The following is an 18,998-nucleotide window of genomic DNA, read 5'->3' on the forward strand; positions in this document are numbered from 1 at the left end:
TTTGCTTTCATTTTTTTCTGTTATATTTTCAGGTGTTGATATGAATAGCGTTAAGAACATACGATCAACTTTCCTAGATTATTTTCGTCTTAATGGGCATGAAGTTCTTTCTTCTAGCCCACTTGTTCCGCGTAATGATCCCACACTCATGTTTACAAATGCAGGAATGGTACAGTTTAAAAATGTTTTTACTGGCCTGGAACAGCGTTCCTATAAAAAGGCAGCAACGGCACAAAAATGTGTTCGCGCGGGTGGAAAGCATAATGATCTTGACAATGTTGGTTATACAGCACGCCATCATACATTTTTTGAGATGCTGGGTAATTTTTCTTTTGGTGATTATTTTAAAGAAGAAGCCATTTTTTTATCATGGAATCTTTTAACAAAGGAATTTTGTCTTCCAAAAGACAAATTGTTGGTAACGGTTTATCAGAGTGATGATGTTGCAGCGGAATTGTGGCGTAAAATTTCAGGACTTTCAGACGAGAAGATAGTTCGTATTGCAACGGCTGATAATTTTTGGGCAATGGGAGATACTGGACCTTGTGGTCCTTGTTCGGAAATTTTTTATGATCATGGTGATAAAATTTGGGGTGGACCTCCCGGAAGTATAAATGAGGAGGGTGATCGCTTTATTGAGATTTGGAATCTTGTCTTTATGCAATATGAGCAGGTGAGTAAGGAGGAACGTGTTGAATTGCCTCATCCTTCTATTGATACGGGAATGGGGTTAGAGCGTATAGCTGCTGTTTTACAGGGGGTGCATGATAATTATGACATTGATCTTTTCCGTGCGTTGCTTGCTGCATCAGAAGAAATTACAGGGGTTGAGGCGACGGGCGATTTTATTGCCAGTCATCGGATTATTGTTGATCATCTTCGTTCAACGGCATTTTTGATTGCTGATGGTGTTCTTCCTTCTAATGAGGGAAGGGGATATGTTTTGCGGCGTATTATGCGTCGTGCTATGCGTCATGTGCATCTTCTTGGTGTTAAAGAGCCCTTAATGTGGCGTCTTTTACCTGCATTAATTCGTGAAATGGGGCAAGCTTATCCTGAGTTGGTGCGTGCTGAATCTTTGATTGCAGAAACTTTAAAATTAGAAGAAATGCGCTTTCGCAAAACTCTTGAACGAGGACTTGGTTTATTAAATGAAGCAAGTACTCATCTTAGAGAAGGGGATGATTTGAATGGTGAAGTTGCTTTCAAGCTTTATGATACCTATGGCTTTCCACTTGATTTGACCCAAGATGTTCTTCGACGTCGTGGAATATCTGTTGATATTGAGGCCTTCGATAAAGCGATGGAACGCCAGAAAGAGGAAGCGCGTGCCAATTGGTCTGGTTCAGGTGAAGCAAAAACAGAGGAAATCTGGTTTTCTGTTCGTGATCGGGTAGGAGCTACAGAGTTCTTGGGTTATGAAACAGAAAAAGCGGAAGGTATTGTTACAGCTCTTGTCTATGATGGTAAAGTTGTTGATGAGCTTTCTTCAGGGCAAAAGGCTGTTCTTATTGTAAATCAGACCCCTTTTTATGGTGAATCTGGAGGGCAGATTGGTGATAGTGGTATCATTTCCGCTGAAGACTTTATTTTTGAAGTATATGATACTCAAAAAAAAGCTGATGGTGTTGTTCTTCATATTGGAGAGGTTAAATCTGGTCAAGTAAAGACATCTAATTGTGTGGAATTAGCCGTTGATGGTGTTCGTCGTAAAAAAATCCGAGCCAACCATTCTGCTACCCATTTAGTACACGAAGCTTTACGTCAAGTATTAGGATCTCATGTTACACAGAAGGGATCTCTTGTAACACCGGAGCGGTTACGTTTTGATTTTTCTCATCCCAAATCCGTTTCTTTGGAAGAATTGAAAAAAATAGAAAATTTAGCGAATAATATTGTTTTGCAAAATAGTGAAGTAACAACTCGTCTTATGTTGGTGGATGATGCAATTTCTGAAGGAGCTATGGCGTTATTTGGTGAGAAATATGGTGAGGTAGTACGTGTTGTTGCTATGGGTAACCAGCTTGAACAGGGAGGATTAAAAAAGAAGTGGTCCATTGAACTTTGTGGAGGGACCCACGTGAAGAGAACTGGCGATATTGGGGTTATTCATATTGTTTGTGAAAGTTCTGTAGCATCTGGGGTACGTCGTATCGAAGCTTTGACAGGTACAGCAGCGCGTCTTTATCTTAGTCGCCAAGATGCACGTATTCGTGAAATAGCTGATCTTTTAAAAACTTCTACTACTGGTGTGGAGGGACGGATACAAATTTTGCTTGAAGATCGTCGTAAACTTGAAAAAGAATTGAATGATGTGCGAAAAAAAATTGTGCTGAAGGGTGGGAATATGAACAATGGTCAAGAAGACATTACCATTATCAATGGTATTTCTTTTATAGGACGTGTTGTAAGTAATATTTTACCACGAGATCTTAAAGCGTTAGTCGATTCTGGCAAAAAGCAAATTGGATCTGGAGTTGTTGCTTTTATTTCTGTTTCTGAGGATGGTAAGGGGAGTGCTGTTGTTGGGGTTACAGATGATTTAACGGGTAAGTTGAATGCTGTTGATTTGGTGCGTATTCTTTCATCTGTTCTTGGTGGTCAAGGTGGTGGTGGGCGTCCTGATATGGCGCAGGCTGGTGGTCCTAAAGGAAGTAAAGCTGGTCAGTCTCTTACGGCATTAAAAGCTTTTCTTGAAAAATTATAGAAAATAAATTCCTCTTCATTACAGGTATTTTGTTTATTTATAAAGTGTTAGCTTTATTATTGAATTTTATTTTTAAAGAAAAATTTGTAAAGTCGTCTCGTTTTTATGATGCGATTGCCTTATGCAGTGGGGTGACATTTTTCTTCTTTTTTCTTGATTGATAATCCACTGTTTTTTAAGAATTTATAGAAGTGTCCACCTTTATCGATCAAATTCTTGAAAACTTCCTTTTTCAATTAAATACCCTTGTTCTAGAAAGAGTACAACGTTAGCATTGCTTATTGTTGAAAGACGATGGGCTATAATACAAGGGATGCGGTTATGGTTTATATATTCAAGCGCAGCTTTGGCGCGCTCTTCCGTTTCAATATCAAGGCAACGGGTTGCTTCATTTAAAATAGAATAGGTGCATTTTTTCTTTATTTAGATTAGATAAGTGAGGATACGTACATAGGTTTTGAATAATGACATAGGTGCTCATCTCCACTCGTTATTGTAAACATAAAGCTTATCAATTTTTCTTATCATTAGATTGTGAGCTAATAAAATTTAAACGGGAATAAAAGGCAATTTTAGATACTTACTGTAATATGATGTGATAAAGTTAATCTCATAGGATAAAGATTGGCTTTATACAAGACGAGATATAAAACAGAGTCATAAAGTTATTGAGAAAAATATATGGTAAGGGAACTTTCATGACAGGCGTAAAAATAAAAAAAGTTGAAGCAGATGAAAATGGAATGCGCTTAGATCGTTGGTTTAAACTACATTATCCAGGACTTGGGTTTGGACATTTACAAAAATTACTGCGTTCTGGCCAGATAAGAATTGATGGTGGGCGTGTGAAAACTGATACGCGTCTTCTTATAGGACAATCTGTTCGTGTTCCGCCTCTATCTCTTAATAATAAGGAAGTTCTTGCTATAACAGATAAAACCCTTCGTAAACAGGATGATGAAACGGTTTTAAAAAAAATGTTGCTTTATGAAGATTCAAAGATTTTTGTTTTTAATAAACCAGCTGGTCTTGCGGTACAGGGTGGTTCTGGTTTGGTCCGTCATGTGGATAGTATGCTTGAAGTGTGGCGTAATAAAAAAGGTGAAAAGCCGCGTTTGGTTCATCGTCTTGATCGTGAGACATCAGGAGTGCTTATTGTTGCACGCTCAAGGGGAGCAGCACAGGCTTTAACGGCTGCTTTTAGAACGCGTGAAACGAAAAAAACATATTGGGCATTGGTTCGTGGTGTGCCTAAAAAAAAGCAAGATAAAATTTCAACATGGATGGTTAAGGATAGCGCTTCCCAAGGTGATAAAATGCGGGTTTGTGAGCATGGGGAGCCAGATTCATCGCATGCAGTTTCCTATTATCGTATTTTAGATACGCGAGGAAGAGCTCTTTCATGGCTTGAAATGGAACCTTATACGGGGAGAACACATCAGCTTCGTGTACATGCTGCTTATATGGATCATCCTATCATTGGTGATGCAAAATATTTTTTTTCCGATAGTAATTGGGCGTTACCAGGTGGAATACAAAATCGCCTTCATCTTCATGCACGCCGGATTCGTGTTCCTCATCCTTCAGGGGGAATATTGGATATCGTCGCCCCTTTACCACCTCATATGGTACAAAGCTTTAATCTTTTGGCTTTTAATGAAAATGATGGCGATACAGAATAGGCAAAGTGAAAGAGGAGTTTTTATTCTTTAGTGTCGTGCTGTAAATACTGTTTAGGGGGATAGAAAAATAAATTCACATGTCAGGTGTGTTTTGTTTTTGGATATATTGACGAATAATGTCAATTGGAGCATTTCCACAGCTACTAGCGAAGTAGGAAGGTGACCAGAGATGGCCTCCCCATAATTTTTGTGGTGCGCATTTTTCTGTTTTCATTTTTTTGTGAGAAGTATTTTTAAGCTATGAATGCGTGAAGATATCGCTTTTGTATATAAATAATTTACAAGGTGATAAATTTATTTTTTCTTTTAAATTAAACGCGTTCAATTTGTAGAAAAAGATAAATATTTTTTTAATTTCCCTAATAGCTCTTATCTGAAGATAAGAAAAAGAGCATTATTGTATTTTCCAAAAAAAACATAGTCTTAAATCCGATGAGAACTGGTAAGATTCTTTTTTAGGATACGGAAAAAGGACCATAAAGCAAAATATATAAATGCTAAACTTCAAAAGATATTAATTAAAAAAGAATGGATGGGTTTTTAGCAAGAAGGAAGTAATAATTTTTGTAAAGTTTTATCTTTCTTTTTTAAAATTGCTCGTTCAATTCTTTTTCTGTATCAAGATACAATCTTGCCCGTTTGAAAAAAAAGTAATAAATGCCAACAATAAGCATGCTGTTTAAAACAGTAACAATAATAAGACCCAAAAAAGCAAGAATACCTAATAATATTGTAATAAGAATCATTTTTTTTCCCTTATCTTTTTTCTACAGTGCCTGATTTACTTTGCTGTTTGGAGCTCTTTTCCAGTTTTTGAAGCATTTTTTTTAGTCTTTTATCTAGTATAAAGTGTAATACTAAAACGACAGGTAAGAAGATGATAGATAACCCCCAAATAAAAGTTGGTAGGAAGACAATAAAGTCAAAAAAACCGCCTCCTCCAACATAAATTCTTCCGCTAAACAATCCGAATAAAAATATTGGCAGAGATACTGCACGAATAGATCCTAAGATTAACATAACTATCGTTATACAAAAGATTATTTTATAGTCTGTTTTTGAGAGCATCATAGTTTTTTTGAAGGAACAAACTTTAGATTCTTCCTTAACGTCTCTATATTGTGCATTCTCGTGTATTTTAAAAGATTCATGTTCTGCTTGTGGTTTATCTGTTATCATATTGATATTTCCCCGCTTTCTATTTTTTACCAACGGCCTTTTTAAAAGGCATATCCTTAAAGTCTTCTTCTTATTTTTTCTTAGGTAAAGATATATAAGAAAAAACCTGTACCCCAACAGATAAGTATATTTGCTATAAAACCATAAATAGTACAAATGACATCATAGCTTTTTGTATTTTTATGAAAAAATACACATACGGAAGTATTTGAACACTTTATAGTTTCAGGATACGTTAATCATTTTAAAAGAAAATTCTCAATACTCTTTCAAGATTACTTTCAAATAAACTGCGTCTGTATCAGAAAAGCAACATATCTTTTTCTTGCAGATAAAATCTTTATAAGAAAAACAGCAAGTAATATAAAGACAAGGAAAACAAATAGAATATTTTTTATGCTTTCAGAAAAAATATCACAATACGCTCTCTTTTTATAGAGGAATAATGATGGAGCGTACAAATTTATCCTATTATGTTGTAAAATATCGTAGTTAGGTTTGTGATATAAGGCAGGGGAAATTATTTGTTGGATATGTTAGAGAATGAGAGAGATGTTTTTATGGCTATTAAACAAGGTAGGATAAAGAATAAAATATATAGCTTTATAATCTTTTAGGTGGCAGGCGTTTTTTGCTTTAATCTTTTGTTAGAAATATTTGAAAAATTATAATGTAGATAGCATGCTTGTAGGAGATAATTTATAGGGTGATATTATCATCAAGTTTAGTACATTTCGTCTTGAAATACAGATAATTATTCTCATAATTTTTACTTCTAAATATATGAATAAGGCCATTGTCTTGTTTATGAAATAAATATGAAATATAACCTGAAATTAGATAAAAATTCTGTCTTTTTTTCTTCTTTTGCGTAAGAAAAAAAAGCAACTTAAACTTATCGCATATACAGCACTTAAAAAAGTAATCGATTTTTTAAAAATATCAAAGGTAAAAACAAAATGCGTGAAATTTTGAATCATTTTGATAGATCATTAGATAAAAATAACCCTGCTCAGAAGATTCAAAGTTTTTCATGTCAGCCTTTACCAAAACGATTTTATAAAGAAGTAAAAATTTCATATGAGGAGGGAGGCTTTTCTATATTATTAGATGAACGTCTGGTCAAGACACCGGCAAAGCGCCATTTTCTTGTACCAACTGAAGTATTTGCGACATTTGTTGCGCAGGAATTTGAAAACCAAAAGCACGTTATTGATCCAGCTAAAATGCCAATGACACGCCTTGTGAATACTGTTATTGATGGCATCGCTGATGACATGCAGGCTGTTTTTGAAGATTTATTACGTTTTGTTGCATGTGATATGATCTTTTATCGTGCACAAACACCAAAAGAGCTTCTACAGCGACAATGTGAACAGTGGGATCCTCTATTGAACTGGGCAGAAGAGAAACTTGGGGCCTATTTCCATATAACAGAAGGGCTTATGTATGTTGAGCAATCACAGGAAGCAATTCAAGCGGTAAGCAATTATTTGCGTAAAGTTGAGTCTCCTTATATGCTTGCTGCACTTCATATGATGACAACTTTGACAGGATCAGCTCTTATTGCGCTTGCTGTTGCAACTGGAAAAATCGATACTGATCATGCTTGGAATATTGCCCATTTAGATGAAGATTGGATGATAGAACAATGGGGAATGGATGAAGAAGTCATGATACGCCGTGCGCATAAAAAGGTTGAATTTAATGCTGCGGCTCAAATCATCACAATGTGCTTGTAAAAACAAGCGGTTTGGTAACATGTATTTTGTTGTCATTATTATAGTATTTTTGTGATTTTTTGAGGATTAACTTTTATTTTTTCAAGCCCTGGAAATGATTTACTTGTGATGTTTAAGATTGACTCATCATTTCCACGGATAAAATACCACTTATTATTCTCAAAAAGAGCAATAATCTCAGTTTTAATAGAACATTTTTTTCCAGTATTTGTTGTGGTTACAAATTCTACAGGTATTATAAAATAAGGGATACCATTATCAAGTTCTCCTTCACGTTTTTGTTTTTGGTCAACGTGGATACTCTCAATTTTATAATTTTTCGCTAATCGCTCTATTTGATTTTTCATAATTTGTTGAAATTGTGATTTACTGAATTTTTTCTTCGCAGTCAAACTGTTGATGATTTGGGGTGGAATAGCATTTAAAATAGCGCTTGCATCGGCATTTTGAATTGCTTTACTGTATGCAGATGCTGCTTCTTCAAGCTCTATAAGTTTTTGATGTGTAATTGTAGAGGCTTGAGTTATTGATATCATCAGGGTAATGCATAAAAAAATGGAAAATAGGGAACAAATTCGTAGCATTAGAAACCTTCTCAATTGATTTGAATGGATTCCTTTAAATTATAAAAGAAAAGCACATGGGCAAAAAGCCTCTTGTGCTCTGTGATGAGAAGAATATCCACAAAAATGGAGATTTTAATCTCCATTTTAAAATTAAAAAGCATCATAAATTATGCTTTAAACAGAGTAATACATATCAAATTCGATAGGATGGGGCGTTGTCTCATAGCGTAAAACTTCTTGCATTTTTATTTGAATGAAAGAATTAATTTGATCATCATCAAAAACATCTCCAGCTTTAAGAAAGCTACGATCTTTATCAAGTGCTTCAAGTGCTTCGCGTAAACTTCCTGAGACTGTTGGAATTTCTTTCAGTTCTTTTAAGGGAAGATCATAAAGATCTTTATCCATAGCATGCCCTGGATGAATTTTATTTTTAATTCCATCAAGGCCAGCCATTAAAAGTGCTGCAAAGGCTAAATAGGGATTTGCTGTTGGATCTGGAAAACGAACTTCTACGCGTTTTGAATTTGGCGAAGCACTCATTGGAATACGGCAAGATGCAGAACGATTGCGTGCAGAATACGCAAGAAGGACTGGTGCTTCATAACCTGGGACTAGACGTTTATAAGAGTTGGTGGATGGATTTGTAAAGGCGTTGATTGCTTTTGCATGCTTGATAACACCACCGATAAAGAATAAGCAAGTTTCTGATAGTCCGGCATATTCATTTCCTGCAAAGATTGGTTTTCCATCTTTCCAAATGGACATATGAACATGCATACCTGAACCGTTGTCACCAAAAACAGGTTTAGGCATAAAAGTTGCTGTTTTTCCATAGCTATTTGCTATTTGATGGACAACATATTTAAAAATTTGCATTTTATCGGCTTCGCGAACGAGCGTGTCAAAACGAATTCCTAATTCATGTTGTCCTGCTGCTACCTCGTGATGATGTTTTTCTACACGGACCCCCATATCTTTGAGTGCTGTAAGCATTTCAGAGCGCATATCTTGCCCAGAATCGATAGGGGGAACAGGAAGATATCCTCCCTTCATTCGTGGACGATGACCAAGGTTGCCTATTTCATATTTTGTATCATCATTGGATGGAAGTTCACTTGAATCAAGTTTAAAACCTGTATTGTAAGGGTCAGTTTTATAACGAACATCATCAAAAATAAAAAATTCTGCTTCTGGACCTACATTAATCGTATCTCCTATGCTTAAAGATTTCATATAAGCTTCAGCTCTTTTGGCAATAGAACGAGGGTCTCGACGATAAAACTCTCCAGAAACAGGATCGAGTACATCACAAAATAGAACCAAAGTTGATTGTGCAAAAAAGGGATCAATATGGGCTGTTTCTGGATCTGGCATCAAAATCATATCGGATTCATTAATTGTTTTCCATCCAGCAATTGAGGAACCATCAAACATAACACCGTCGCTAAATGTATCTTCACTGATTTCTGAAATATCCATTGTGACATGATGTAATTTTCCTCGCGGATCGCTAAAACGTAAGTCGACAAAACGTATTTCGTTGTCTGTAATCTGTTTGATAATTTCTGATGCGGTTGTCATATTCAATTTCCTTAATGTGAGGATGAAGTGATTAAAAAGTCAAAAATAGACGTTAAAGGGCTTCAGTTCCAGATTCATCAGTACCGATATGGATAGCATTATCAATAGAAAGAACAAATATTTTTCCATCTCCAACATGTTTTGTTTGTGCTGCTTTACGTATTGTATCAATTGTTTGTTCCAGCTTTTCATCGGCAACAACAATTTCAATCTTTACTTTAGGTAGAAAGTCAACAACATATTTAGCACCTCGATACAGCTCTGTATGTTCTTTTTGACGACCAAAACCTTTTGCTTCTGTTACTGTGATACCATGTAATCCAATTTTTTGAAGCGCTTCCTTCACTTCATCAAGTTTGAAAGGTTTTATAATGGCTTCAATTTTTTTCATGCTGAAATTGTCTCCAACGTTATTTTGTCTTTTTAGACTGCATTGCATTATATTGGCAACCGCGAGATATTAGCAACTGTGAGATATCCAATAGATACTTTGTGCACAAAAAGTCAAAAATTATGAAATTAGATATTCTTTGGAAGAAAATCTTTGTCCTTATAAATTCAATCCCTTATTATTTAGGGAAAAGGGCTTCCTTATTTATAAGGAATTAAAATGCTACAATGAGAGGTGTTGTTTACTTTTTATACCATATGTTTATTTCTTCATAAGAAATGCTGGAAGTGTTTGGGTTATTTTAAGATTGGCGTTGTAAAATTTCTTTTAGGAATTTTCCTGTATAAGAGCTAGCAACCTGAATAATATCTTCAGGTCGTCCAGTTGCGACGATATTACCACCACGATCTCCTCCCTCAGGTCCTAAGTCAATAATCCAGTCAGCTGTTTTTATAACTTCAAGATTATGTTCAATAATAACAACGGTATTACCTTGTTCCACGAGTTCATGTAGTACTTCAAGAAGTTTAGAGATATCGTGAAAATGTAGACCTGTTGTTGGTTCATCTAAAATGTAGAGTGTACGGCCTGTTGTTTTACGCGAAAGTTCTTTAGATAGTTTTACACGTTGCGCTTCTCCACCGGAAAGCGTGGTGGCTTGCTGTCCTACTTTAATATAGCCCAGTCCGACTTTGATAAGAGTCTGCATTTTATGATGAATAGCGGGGACTGCTTGGAAAAATTCTTCTGCTTTTTCTATTGTCATATCTAGGATATCGGCAATAGATTTCCCTTTAAACTTTATTTCCAATGTTTCTCTATTATAGCGTTTTCCTTGGCATACATCACATGTAACATAAACATCAGGCAAAAAGTGCATTTCAATTTTAATGACTCCATCACCTTGACATGCTTCACAACGTCCTCCTTTAACATTAAAAGAAAAACGTCCTGCTTGATAACCACGCGCTTTTGATTCTGGGAGTCCGGCAAACCATTCACGAATTGGAGTAAATGCCCCTGTATAAGTTGCTGGGTTAGAGCGTGGGGTGCGTCCGATAGGTGATTGGTTAATATCAATAACCTTATCAATAAATTCTAATCCTTCGATTTTGTCATAGCTTGCAGGACTATGATGACTCCCCATGATATGATGGGATGCCGCTTTAAAGAGTGTTTCAATAAGAAATGTTGATTTTCCTCCACCTGAGACGCCTGTTATACACGTAAAGGTTCCAAGAGGGATGTTAGCACTGATATTTTTTAAGTTATTGCCTTTTGCTCCAATAATTTTAAGTGTTTTTGATTGAGATATTTTGCGTCGTTGAGTAGGAATTGGAATAGTCATTTTCCCTGACAGATATTGACCTGTAAGAGAAGAAGGGTTTTCTATAATTTCTTGTGGTGTTCCTTGTGCTATGACTTCTCCACCATGTACACCTGCTGCAGGTCCCATATCAACAACATGATCCGCTGTGCGAATAGCATCTTCATCATGTTCAACGACAATAACCGTATTGCCAAGATCGCGCAAATGGTGCAGCATTTTCAAGAGGCGTTCGTTATCGCGTTGGTGTAAACCAATAGAGGGTTCATCTAAAATATAAAGGACCCCTGTAAGACCAGAACCAATTTGCGATGCTAAACGAATACGTTGGCTTTCTCCACCTGAAAGAGTACCTGAACTGCGAGATAAGGTAAGATATTCAAGTCCTACATGATTTAAAAAAGCTAAGCGTTCTCGAATTTCTTTCAAAATACGGACTGCTATATTACGTTGTTTTTCAGTAAGATATTGATCAATATTGGCAAACCAATCATCTGCTTTTAGGATAGACAGCTCTGATATTTGTCCAATATGCATGCCATGAATTTTAACAGCAAGTGCTTCTGGTTTTAAACGATAACCATGACAAGCGGGGCAGGGTGTAGAAGACATATAACGCTCGATTTCTTCGCGCGACCACGTTGAATCGGTCTCTTTCCATCGCCGTTCCATATTTGGAATGATGCCTTCAAAATATTGCTCTGTTTTATGCGAGCTTATATCATTTTTATAGATAAAGGAGACTTTTTTGTCTTTTGTACCATATAAAAGAGCTTGTTGTGCTTCAGTTGAGAGCATACACCATTTATCGGTGAGCTTAAATCCGTAAACTTTGCCCAATGCTTCTAAGGTTTGGTTATAGTAGAGTGAAGATGATTTAGACCAAGGGATAATTGCTCCATTCTTTAAGGTAAGATTTTCATTTGGTACAATTTTGAGTGGGTCTATTGTTTTTTTTATACCAAGTCCGTCGCAAAGAGGACAAGCACCAAAAGGATTATTAAATGAAAAGAGGCGTGGTTCAATTTCAGGAATAGAAAATCCAGATATGGGGCAGGAAAATCGTTCTGAAAAAATAAGCCGTTTGTGTGTTTCATTTTTTGATTTATGTGCAGCTTCTTTTTTGGTTTCTTTTGGGGACAAGGGCTGATCTGCCATTTCGGCGATCGCAAGCCCATTTGCGAGCTGTAAACAGGTTTCTATACTGTCCGCTAGGCGAGGAGCAATGTCGTTATGTACAACAATGCGATCGACCACTACATCTATGTCGTGCTTATACTTTTTATCAAGAGGAGGAATATCAGAAATTTCATAGAATTTTCCATCGACTTTAGCGCGTTGGAATCCTTTTTTTAAAAGTTCCGTTAGCTCTTTTTTATATTCTCCTTTGCGTCCTCGTACGAGAGGAGCCATTATAAAAATTCGTGTACCTTCTGGTAAGGACATAATTTGATCAACCATTTCGCTTACCGTTTGGCTTTCAATAGGAAGTCCGGTAGCGGGAGAATAAGGGACGCCGATGCGTGCAAAGAGAAGGCGCATGTAGTCGTGGATTTCAGTAACGGTTCCTACTGTTGAACGAGGGTTGTGGCTGGTTGTTTTTTGTTCAATAGAAATGGCTGGAGAAAGGCCATCTATTCGGTTAACATCTGGTTTTTGCATCACCTCTAGAAATTGGCGTGCGTAGGCGGAAAGGCTTTCAACATAGCGACGCTGACCTTCGGCGTAAATTGTATCAAATGCTAAGGAAGATTTACCTGATCCAGAAAGTCCTGTTATGACGATAAGTTTATCACGTGGGAGGTTGATATCAATATTTTTAAGGTTATGCTCACGTGCACCGTGAATGGAAATGTATTTCTGATGAGTCATATTTTACCCTTAGCATATGTAAAAAATTGAGCATTTAAAATTGGAATAAAATTGTTTTTTTTAATTATAATCTCTTTGATTGCTTTAATGCCAACAGAGGATACAAGTTTTGTAGAAAGAAAAATAGAGAAAACAGCTTTTTACTCTATGGTGATGGAGTAATCTATATGTTATTATCAAATCTTGCTATAATTATATGATACAATATTTTAGAAAGGGTAATAAGATTTACACAGGCAGATGCTTAAAAAATAATATAATAAAATGACTGCTCATTATACAATAATTTTTTTGTAAATTAAGATTTTGGAGTTTAAGCAATGGCAGGTAGCCTTAATAAAGTTATTTTAATTGGTAATCTTGGTGCGGATCCTGAAATTCGCCGGTTGAATTCTGGTGATCAAGTGGCAAATCTGCGAATTGCTACTTCAGAAAGTTGGCGTGATAGAAACACAAATGAACGTAAAGAACGCACAGAGTGGCATAATATTGTTATTTTTAACGAAAATTTGATCAAAATTGTCGAGCAATATTTAAAAAAAGGTAGCAAAATTTATATTGAAGGTCAGCTGCAGACACGTAAATGGCAAGATCAAAATGGTAATGATCGTTATACAACAGAGATCGTTTTACAAAAATATAGAGGTGAATTACAAATGCTTGATGGGCGTGGAACAGCTGGTGGGGAGCAGGTGCAAGGAACCAGTCAGGCGAGTGGAGGTTACGGAAGTGGTAGTAGTTTTAGTGACAGTGTAGCAAGCCAGAGAGACGCTTTTAGTCGAAATGCGAATCAACCGAGAGAAGATTTTTCGCAAAAATTAGATGATGATGTTCCTTTTTGATGTTTCTTAATAAACAGTATTCTTAATCCTTTATGTTTCTTCTATTATTTGTGTTCGGTTTTTAAAATTTAGCAAAGAAGTTCTGTTTATTTTATTTATATTTTTTTAATATAATGAGTAACATATTGAAAGTTATTGTTAATTTTCTTTTCTGTTGGAGGAGAGAAATTAGCATTTTAGTGTATTTTTCTATATAAATAAAAGTGACAATGATTCTTTTTGAAAGTCTTAAAAGCAGTGACTGATCTTACTCTACACCCAGAACGTGATATATCGACCGGTATTGAGCCGGTCAGTATTATTGATGAAATGCAACGCTCTTATCTTGATTATGCGATGAGCGTCATTGTTTCGCGTGCACTTCCTGATGTACGTGATGGTCTTAAACCAGTGCATCGGCGTATTCTTCACGCGATGAATGAGATGGGACTTTTTTTTAATAAGCCGTATCGAAAATCTGCTGGTGTTGTTGGTGAAGTTATGGGAAAATTTCATCCCCATGGTGATGCTTCAATTTATGATGCGTTAGTGCGTATGGCACAGGACTTTTCTTTGAGAAACCCATTAATTGATGGTCAAGGAAACTTCGGTTCTGTTGATGGTGATCCGCCAGCGGCAATGCGCTATACAGAATGTCGTTTAGAAAAAGTTTCGGCAGAGCTTTTAGCTGATATTGATAAAGATACTGTTGATTTTCAAGATAATTATGATGGACGTGAGCGTGAGCCAGTTGTTTTACCAGCGCGTTTTCCTAATCTTTTGGTTAATGGATCAGGTGGTATTGCTGTAGGAATGGCAACCAATATTCCTCCTCATAATCTTGGTGAAGTTGTTGAGGGTTGTATTGCTTTAATTGATAATCCCAATATAACGCTTAATGAAATAATTGAAATCATTCCGGGGCCTGATTTTCCTACAGGAGGTATTATTCTTGGCCATGCTGGAGTTCGTTCAGCTTATGAAACGGGACGTGGTTCAATTATTATGCGTGCTAAGGTTGATATCGAGGATATTCATAATGGACGCCAAGCAATCATTGTAAGTGAAATACCCTATCAAGTAAATAAAGCAACCATGATTGAGAAAATGGCTGAGTTGGTACGTGATAAACGTATCGAAGGAATTTCTGATTTACGTGATGAATCTGATCGTGATGGGTATCGTGTTGTTATTGAACTTAAAAGAGATGTTGTAGCTGAAGTTGTGTTAAACCAATTGTATCGTTATACACCATTACAAACTTCTTTTGGTTGTAATATGGTTGCCTTAAACGGAGGAAAACCAGAACAGATGACGTTGCTTGATATGCTTCGTGCATTTGTTTCTTTTCGTGAAGAGGTGGTCAGTCGGCGCACAAAATATCTTTTGCGAAAAGCACGTGAACGTGCACATGTTTTAGTTGGTCTTGCTCTTGCTGTTGCTAATATTGATGAGATTATCGCGCTTATTCGTAAAGCGCCTGATCCTCAAACAGCCCGTGCACAATTGATGGAACGTCGTTGGCCCGCTGCTGATGTTGCCCCTTTAATCAAGCTTATTGATGATCCTCGCCATATCATTCATGAGGATAGTACTTATAATTTATCTGAAGAACAAGCACGTGCTATTTTAGAATTACGTTTGCAAAGGTTGACAGCGCTTGGACGTGATGAAATTGCTGATGAATTGAATAAAATTGGCGTAGATATTGCTGATTATCTTGATATTTTGGCATCGCGTTTACGCATTATGAATATTGTTAAAAATGAATTGAATGCTCTTCGTGAGGAATTTGCAACACCTCGACGTACTGTATTTGGTTTTGGCAATGCTGAGATGGAAAGTGAAGATCTCATTGCGCCAGAAGATATGGTGGTAACGGTGAGCCATAGTGGCTATATTAAACGTGTTCCTCTTAATACTTATCGTGCACAACGTCGCGGTGGTAAGGGGCGTTCTGGTATGTCTACAAAAGATGAAGATTTTGTAACCCGTTTGTTTGTGGCTAATACGCATACCCCCGTTCTTTTCTTTTCGTCACGTGGGATCGTTTATAAGGAAAAAGTATGGCGCTTACCTCTTGGTACGCCGCAATCGCGTGGGAGAGCTCTCATCAATATGCTTCCCTTACAAAAGGGTGAGCGCATAACAACAATCATGCCTTTACCAGAAGATGAGTCTAGTTGGAGCGCTTTAGATATTATGTTTGCAACGACACGTGGAACTGTGCGTCGTAATAAACTATCAGATTTTGTTCAAGTTAATCGTAATGGTAAAATTGCCATGAAACTTGATGAGGAAGGCGATGAAATTCTTTCTGTCGAGACTTGTACAGAACATGATGATGTTGTGCTCATAACAGCTAATGGGCAATGTATTCGTTTTCCAGTTGTTGATGTTCGCGTTTTTGTAGGGCGTAATTCTGTAGGAGTCCGTGGCATTAATTTGGTTAATGGTGATAAAGTTATTTCTATGACACTCTTAGAACATGTTGAAGCAACGTCAATTGAACGTTCTGCTTACGTTAAGCGTATGATTAATGAAAGGCGTGCTGCTGATTCTGATACAGAGGATATTGTAGCTCTTGATGAAGAAGATGGAGGTGCTGAAACAGAGTTGACAGAGGAACGCTATGCAGAGCTTTATGCGCGCGAGCAGATGCTTTTAACAGTAAGCGAGTTTGGTTATGGAAAACGATCCTCCTCTTATGAATTTCGAATTTCAGGACGTGGTGGAAAGGGAATTCGTGCGACGGATCCATCTAAAACAGCTGAAATTGGTAAATTAGTAGCGGCTTTTCCGGTGAAGGCACAAGATCAAATTATGTTGGTATCAGATGGAGGGCAACTTATTCGTGTTCCTATTAATGGTATTCGTATAGCAGGACGTTCGACTAAGGGAGTGACAATTTTTAATACAGCTAAAGGAGAAAAAGTCGTATCGGTCGAGCGTATTTCTGAATCTGAAGATGATGATAACCCATTAGATGATAAAGCGGGAAAATGTTCTGACACGATTGATGTAAACGGAAAAAAATAATTTTGAAGGAGGCAGAGTGAAATGGTAAAAATTGCTCTTTATGCGGGTTCCTTCGATCCTTTTACAAATGGTCATCTTGATGTTTTACGAAATAGTTTAGTGTTAGCTGACAAAGTTGTTGTTGCTATAGGTTTACAAGCTCGTAAAAAAACACTTTTTAGTTTTGAAGAGCGTGTTGCGTTAATTATGCAAGTAGGGAAAGACTTGTTAAATATAGGTCCTGATCGGTTGCAAGTTATTTCGTTTAACACTCTTTTGGTTAACAAAGCGCGTGAAATTGGAGCTTCCTTGCTTATTCGTGGCTTACGCGATGGCACTGATCTTGATTATGAAATGCAAATGGCAGGGATGAATAGTATTATGGCTCCTGAATTACAAACTATTTTTTTGCCGGCGAGCATTTCAGGGCGTGCTATTACTTCTACATTAGTACGCCAGATTGCTTCTATGGGAGGTGATACAACGCCTTTTGTTCCTTCTCATGTAGCGAAAGCTTTGCATTTGAAATTTCAATCTTCAAGGGAGAAGGATTGTGCGTCTTAGAATTTTTGCTCTTTTGACATGTTTTTTTTGTTTTTTTTCGTTAAGTGCTGTAGCTGCTGATTTGAACCTCCTTATTTTATCTCTCAAAAATGGTGATGTGGTCATACGTCTTCGTCCTGATCTGGCACCAAAACATGTTGCACAAATCAAAAGATTAACAAAAGAAGGTGCTTACAATAATGTTGTCTTTCATCGTGTTATTCCTGGTTTTATGGCACAAACAGGTGATGTAAAGTTTGGAAAAAAGGGGGGCGCAGATTTTGATTTGAAGCGCGTTGGCATGGGAGGTTCCAATTATCCCAATATACCAGCGGAATTTTCAAAGCAGCCGTTTAAGCGTGGTACTGTTGGGATGGCACGTTCAGAAGATTTAGATTCCGCTAATTCTCAATTTTTTATTTGTTTTGATGATGCTGATTTTTTAAATGGTCAATATACAGTTGTAGGAGAAGTCATAAAGGGAATGGATGTTGTTGATAAAATAAAAAAAGGTACAACAAAGAATAATGGATCTGTAAAGAATCCTGATGTTATTAATATTGCCACTTTACAAGCTGAGAGATAAGTGAAAGGAATTATGCCATATGGTTGAGATTAAAGATTTAGAAAATACCTTAATTCTTGAAACAACAAAGGGAAGTGTTATTATTGAACTTTTTGTTGATTTAGCTCCTAATCACGTTGCGCGTATTAAAGAGCTTGTGCGTGAAGGTGCGTATGATAACGTTATTTTTCATCGTGTTATTGATGGCTTTATGGCTCAAACAGGTGATGTACAATTTGGAAAGAAGGATAGTGCAAAATTCAATGCATCACGTGCAGGTATGGGAGGGTCAGAAAAACCCAATTTGACAGCAGAGTTTTCGAATGTTTCTCATAAACGTGGCACTGTTTCTATGGCACGTAGTCAAAATCCAAATTCTGCGAATTCGCAGTTTTTTATTTGCTTTGCAGATGCCCCTTGGCTTGATCGCCAATATTCCATATGGGGACAGGTTATTGAGGGGATGGAAAATATCGATCAAATTAAGCGTGGTGAACCTGTCGTAGATCCTGATGCGATTATCAAAGCAACGATTGCTGCAGATAGAAAATAATGCTCCTTTTTTGCGCCAATTTTAATTATAAAATTGTTAAGAAAAAACTCTTATTTTGTATATATAAGATGGTGGAACGTAATTCAGCTTCATAAAAGGGCATATTTAAGGCGTTATTTTTTCTTCAAAACGCTTGTACCTCATGGATCTGTGGTATGCTACTTGCTTTTACTACGTACTGTTTAGCAATAAGATATTCTCTATCAAAATTTGAATGCTTACATAGAGTGTGCATATTTATATAATTGAAATATGGTAACTAAGTTTAATAATGCTCATTATAATCAATTTTGTATTTTATAGAAATAAAAGAGATTTAGTAAAAGTTTTTTAGATAATAGAATGAGTTTAGAAAATATTTTATTAATATCGAATTCTCAAGCTTTTATTTAAGCGTAAAAATGTGTGGCTATGAAGTCATTTTTTAAATAGTGTTCTACAGTTATTT

The 18,998-nt window shown here is 36.5% G+C and carries 14 protein-coding genes and 2 pseudogenes; 8 read left to right on the top strand and 8 right to left on the bottom strand.

Annotated features, from left to right (window positions below):
- Positions 1-40: 40 nt before the first annotated feature.
- Positions 41-2,707 (top strand): alanine--tRNA ligase, encoded by a 2,667-nt coding sequence (alaS, locus tag K3248_RS07065; RefSeq protein ID WP_220717684.1) that lies wholly within the window; start codon positions 41-43, stop codon positions 2,705-2,707.
- Between the two features lie 103 nt (positions 2,708-2,810).
- Here alaS and K3248_RS08805 read toward each other — a convergent pair.
- A pseudogene (locus K3248_RS08805) lies at positions 2,811-3,123 on the bottom strand (glucan ABC transporter ATP-binding protein/ permease); the annotation flags it as partial.
- 282 nt (positions 3,124-3,405) lie between these two features.
- Here K3248_RS08805 and K3248_RS07070 point away from each other — a divergent pair.
- A complete protein-coding gene (locus K3248_RS07070) occupies positions 3,406-4,389 on the top strand; it encodes an RluA family pseudouridine synthase (RefSeq protein ID WP_220717685.1) in 984 nt (327 codons plus the stop codon).
- 73 nt (positions 4,390-4,462) lie between these two features.
- On the opposite strand, the pseudogene K3248_RS09205 reads toward K3248_RS07070, so the two are convergent.
- From K3248_RS09205 to K3248_RS07085, 3 genes and pseudogenes are all read right to left on the bottom strand, one after another.
- Positions 4,463-4,612: pseudogene (locus K3248_RS09205) on the bottom strand (transposase); the annotation flags it as partial.
- Between the two features lie 364 nt (positions 4,613-4,976).
- Positions 4,977-5,135, bottom strand: coding sequence for a hypothetical protein (locus K3248_RS07080; protein ID WP_220717687.1), 159 nt, complete (start codon positions 5,133-5,135; stop codon positions 4,977-4,979).
- A gap of 10 nt (positions 5,136-5,145) precedes the next feature.
- Positions 5,146-5,568 carry a hypothetical protein gene (locus K3248_RS07085; RefSeq protein ID WP_246588331.1) on the bottom strand — a complete coding sequence of 141 codons (423 nt, stop codon included), beginning with the start codon at positions 5,566-5,568 and terminating at the stop codon, positions 5,146-5,148.
- Positions 5,569-6,527: 959 nt separating this feature from the next.
- Between K3248_RS07085 and K3248_RS07090 the strand changes: the two genes are divergently transcribed.
- Positions 6,528-7,310: an ATP12 family chaperone protein gene (locus K3248_RS07090; protein ID WP_220717688.1), complete on the top strand. Its 783-nt coding sequence runs from the start codon at positions 6,528-6,530 to the stop codon at positions 7,308-7,310.
- Positions 7,311-7,348: 38 nt separating this feature from the next.
- Here K3248_RS07090 and K3248_RS07095 read toward each other — a convergent pair whose 3' ends face one another.
- The 4 genes from K3248_RS07095 to uvrA all read right to left on the bottom strand — a co-directional run bounded on the left by K3248_RS07095 (position 7,349) and on the right by uvrA (position 13,050).
- The gene (locus K3248_RS07095; protein WP_220717689.1) at positions 7,349-7,894 is read right to left on the bottom strand and encodes a hypothetical protein; all 546 of its coding nucleotides are present in this window, start codon (positions 7,892-7,894) and stop codon (positions 7,349-7,351) included.
- Between the two features lie 156 nt (positions 7,895-8,050).
- Positions 8,051-9,460 (bottom strand): type I glutamate--ammonia ligase, encoded by a 1,410-nt coding sequence (gene glnA, locus K3248_RS07100; RefSeq protein ID WP_220717690.1) that lies wholly within the window; start codon positions 9,458-9,460, stop codon positions 8,051-8,053.
- A gap of 52 nt (positions 9,461-9,512) precedes the next feature.
- Complete coding sequence (locus K3248_RS07105) at positions 9,513-9,851, bottom strand: P-II family nitrogen regulator (RefSeq protein WP_220717691.1); 339 nt, start codon at positions 9,849-9,851, stop codon at positions 9,513-9,515.
- 301 nt (positions 9,852-10,152) lie between these two features.
- Complete coding sequence (uvrA, locus tag K3248_RS07110; RefSeq protein WP_220717692.1) at positions 10,153-13,050, bottom strand: excinuclease ABC subunit UvrA; 2,898 nt, start codon at positions 13,048-13,050, stop codon at positions 10,153-10,155.
- Between the two features lie 320 nt (positions 13,051-13,370).
- Between uvrA and ssb the strand changes: the two genes are divergently transcribed.
- The 5 genes from ssb (at position 13,371) to K3248_RS07135 (ending at position 18,550) form a co-directional block, all read left to right on the top strand.
- Complete coding sequence (ssb, locus tag K3248_RS07115) at positions 13,371-13,892, top strand: single-stranded DNA-binding protein (RefSeq protein ID WP_220717693.1); 522 nt, start codon at positions 13,371-13,373, stop codon at positions 13,890-13,892.
- Positions 13,893-14,129: 237 nt separating this feature from the next.
- Positions 14,130-16,910 carry a DNA gyrase subunit A gene (gyrA, locus tag K3248_RS07120; protein WP_220717712.1) on the top strand — a complete coding sequence of 927 codons (2,781 nt, stop codon included), beginning with the start codon at positions 14,130-14,132 and terminating at the stop codon, positions 16,908-16,910.
- Positions 16,911-16,931: 21 nt separating this feature from the next.
- Entirely contained in the window at positions 16,932-17,453 is a 522-nt protein-coding gene (gene coaD / locus K3248_RS07125) for a pantetheine-phosphate adenylyltransferase (protein WP_220717694.1), read from the top strand.
- Complete coding sequence (locus tag K3248_RS07130; protein WP_220717695.1) at positions 17,443-18,018, top strand: peptidylprolyl isomerase; 576 nt, start codon at positions 17,443-17,445, stop codon at positions 18,016-18,018. Before coaD ends, K3248_RS07130 begins: the two co-directional genes overlap by 11 nt.
- A 19-nt stretch (positions 18,019-18,037) precedes the next feature.
- Entirely contained in the window at positions 18,038-18,550 is a 513-nt protein-coding gene (locus tag K3248_RS07135; protein WP_220717696.1) for a peptidylprolyl isomerase, read from the top strand.
- The last annotated feature ends 448 nt before the right edge of the window (positions 18,551-18,998 follow it).

Source organism: Bartonella raoultii (genome assembly GCF_019659805.1).
In the GTDB taxonomy this organism is placed as follows: Bacteria; Pseudomonadota; Alphaproteobacteria; order Rhizobiales; family Rhizobiaceae; genus Bartonella; species Bartonella raoultii.

Coding starts and splice junctions, on each gene's coding strand:
- K3248_RS07105 (WP_220717691.1), bottom strand. CDS start 9,851: ATGAAAAAAATTGAAGCCATTATAAAACCTTTCAAACTTGATGAAGTG.
- glnA (WP_220717690.1), bottom strand. CDS start 9,460: ATGACAACCGCATCAGAAATTATCAAACAGATTACAGACAACGAAATA.
- K3248_RS07135 (WP_220717696.1), top strand. CDS start 18,038: ATGGTTGAGATTAAAGATTTAGAAAATACCTTAATTCTTGAAACAACA.
- K3248_RS07080 (WP_220717687.1), bottom strand. CDS start 5,135: ATGATTCTTATTACAATATTATTAGGTATTCTTGCTTTTTTGGGTCTT.
- K3248_RS07070 (WP_220717685.1), top strand. CDS start 3,406: ATGACAGGCGTAAAAATAAAAAAAGTTGAAGCAGATGAAAATGGAATG.
- ssb (WP_220717693.1), top strand. CDS start 13,371: ATGGCAGGTAGCCTTAATAAAGTTATTTTAATTGGTAATCTTGGTGCG.
- uvrA (WP_220717692.1), bottom strand. CDS start 13,050: ATGACTCATCAGAAATACATTTCCATTCACGGTGCACGTGAGCATAAC.
- K3248_RS07085 (WP_246588331.1), bottom strand. CDS start 5,568: ATGATAACAGATAAACCACAAGCAGAACATGAATCTTTTAAAATACAC.
- K3248_RS07090 (WP_220717688.1), top strand. CDS start 6,528: ATGCGTGAAATTTTGAATCATTTTGATAGATCATTAGATAAAAATAAC.
- coaD (WP_220717694.1), top strand. CDS start 16,932: ATGGTAAAAATTGCTCTTTATGCGGGTTCCTTCGATCCTTTTACAAAT.
- alaS (WP_220717684.1), top strand. CDS start 41: ATGAATAGCGTTAAGAACATACGATCAACTTTCCTAGATTATTTTCGT.
- K3248_RS07095 (WP_220717689.1), bottom strand. CDS start 7,894: ATGCTACGAATTTGTTCCCTATTTTCCATTTTTTTATGCATTACCCTG.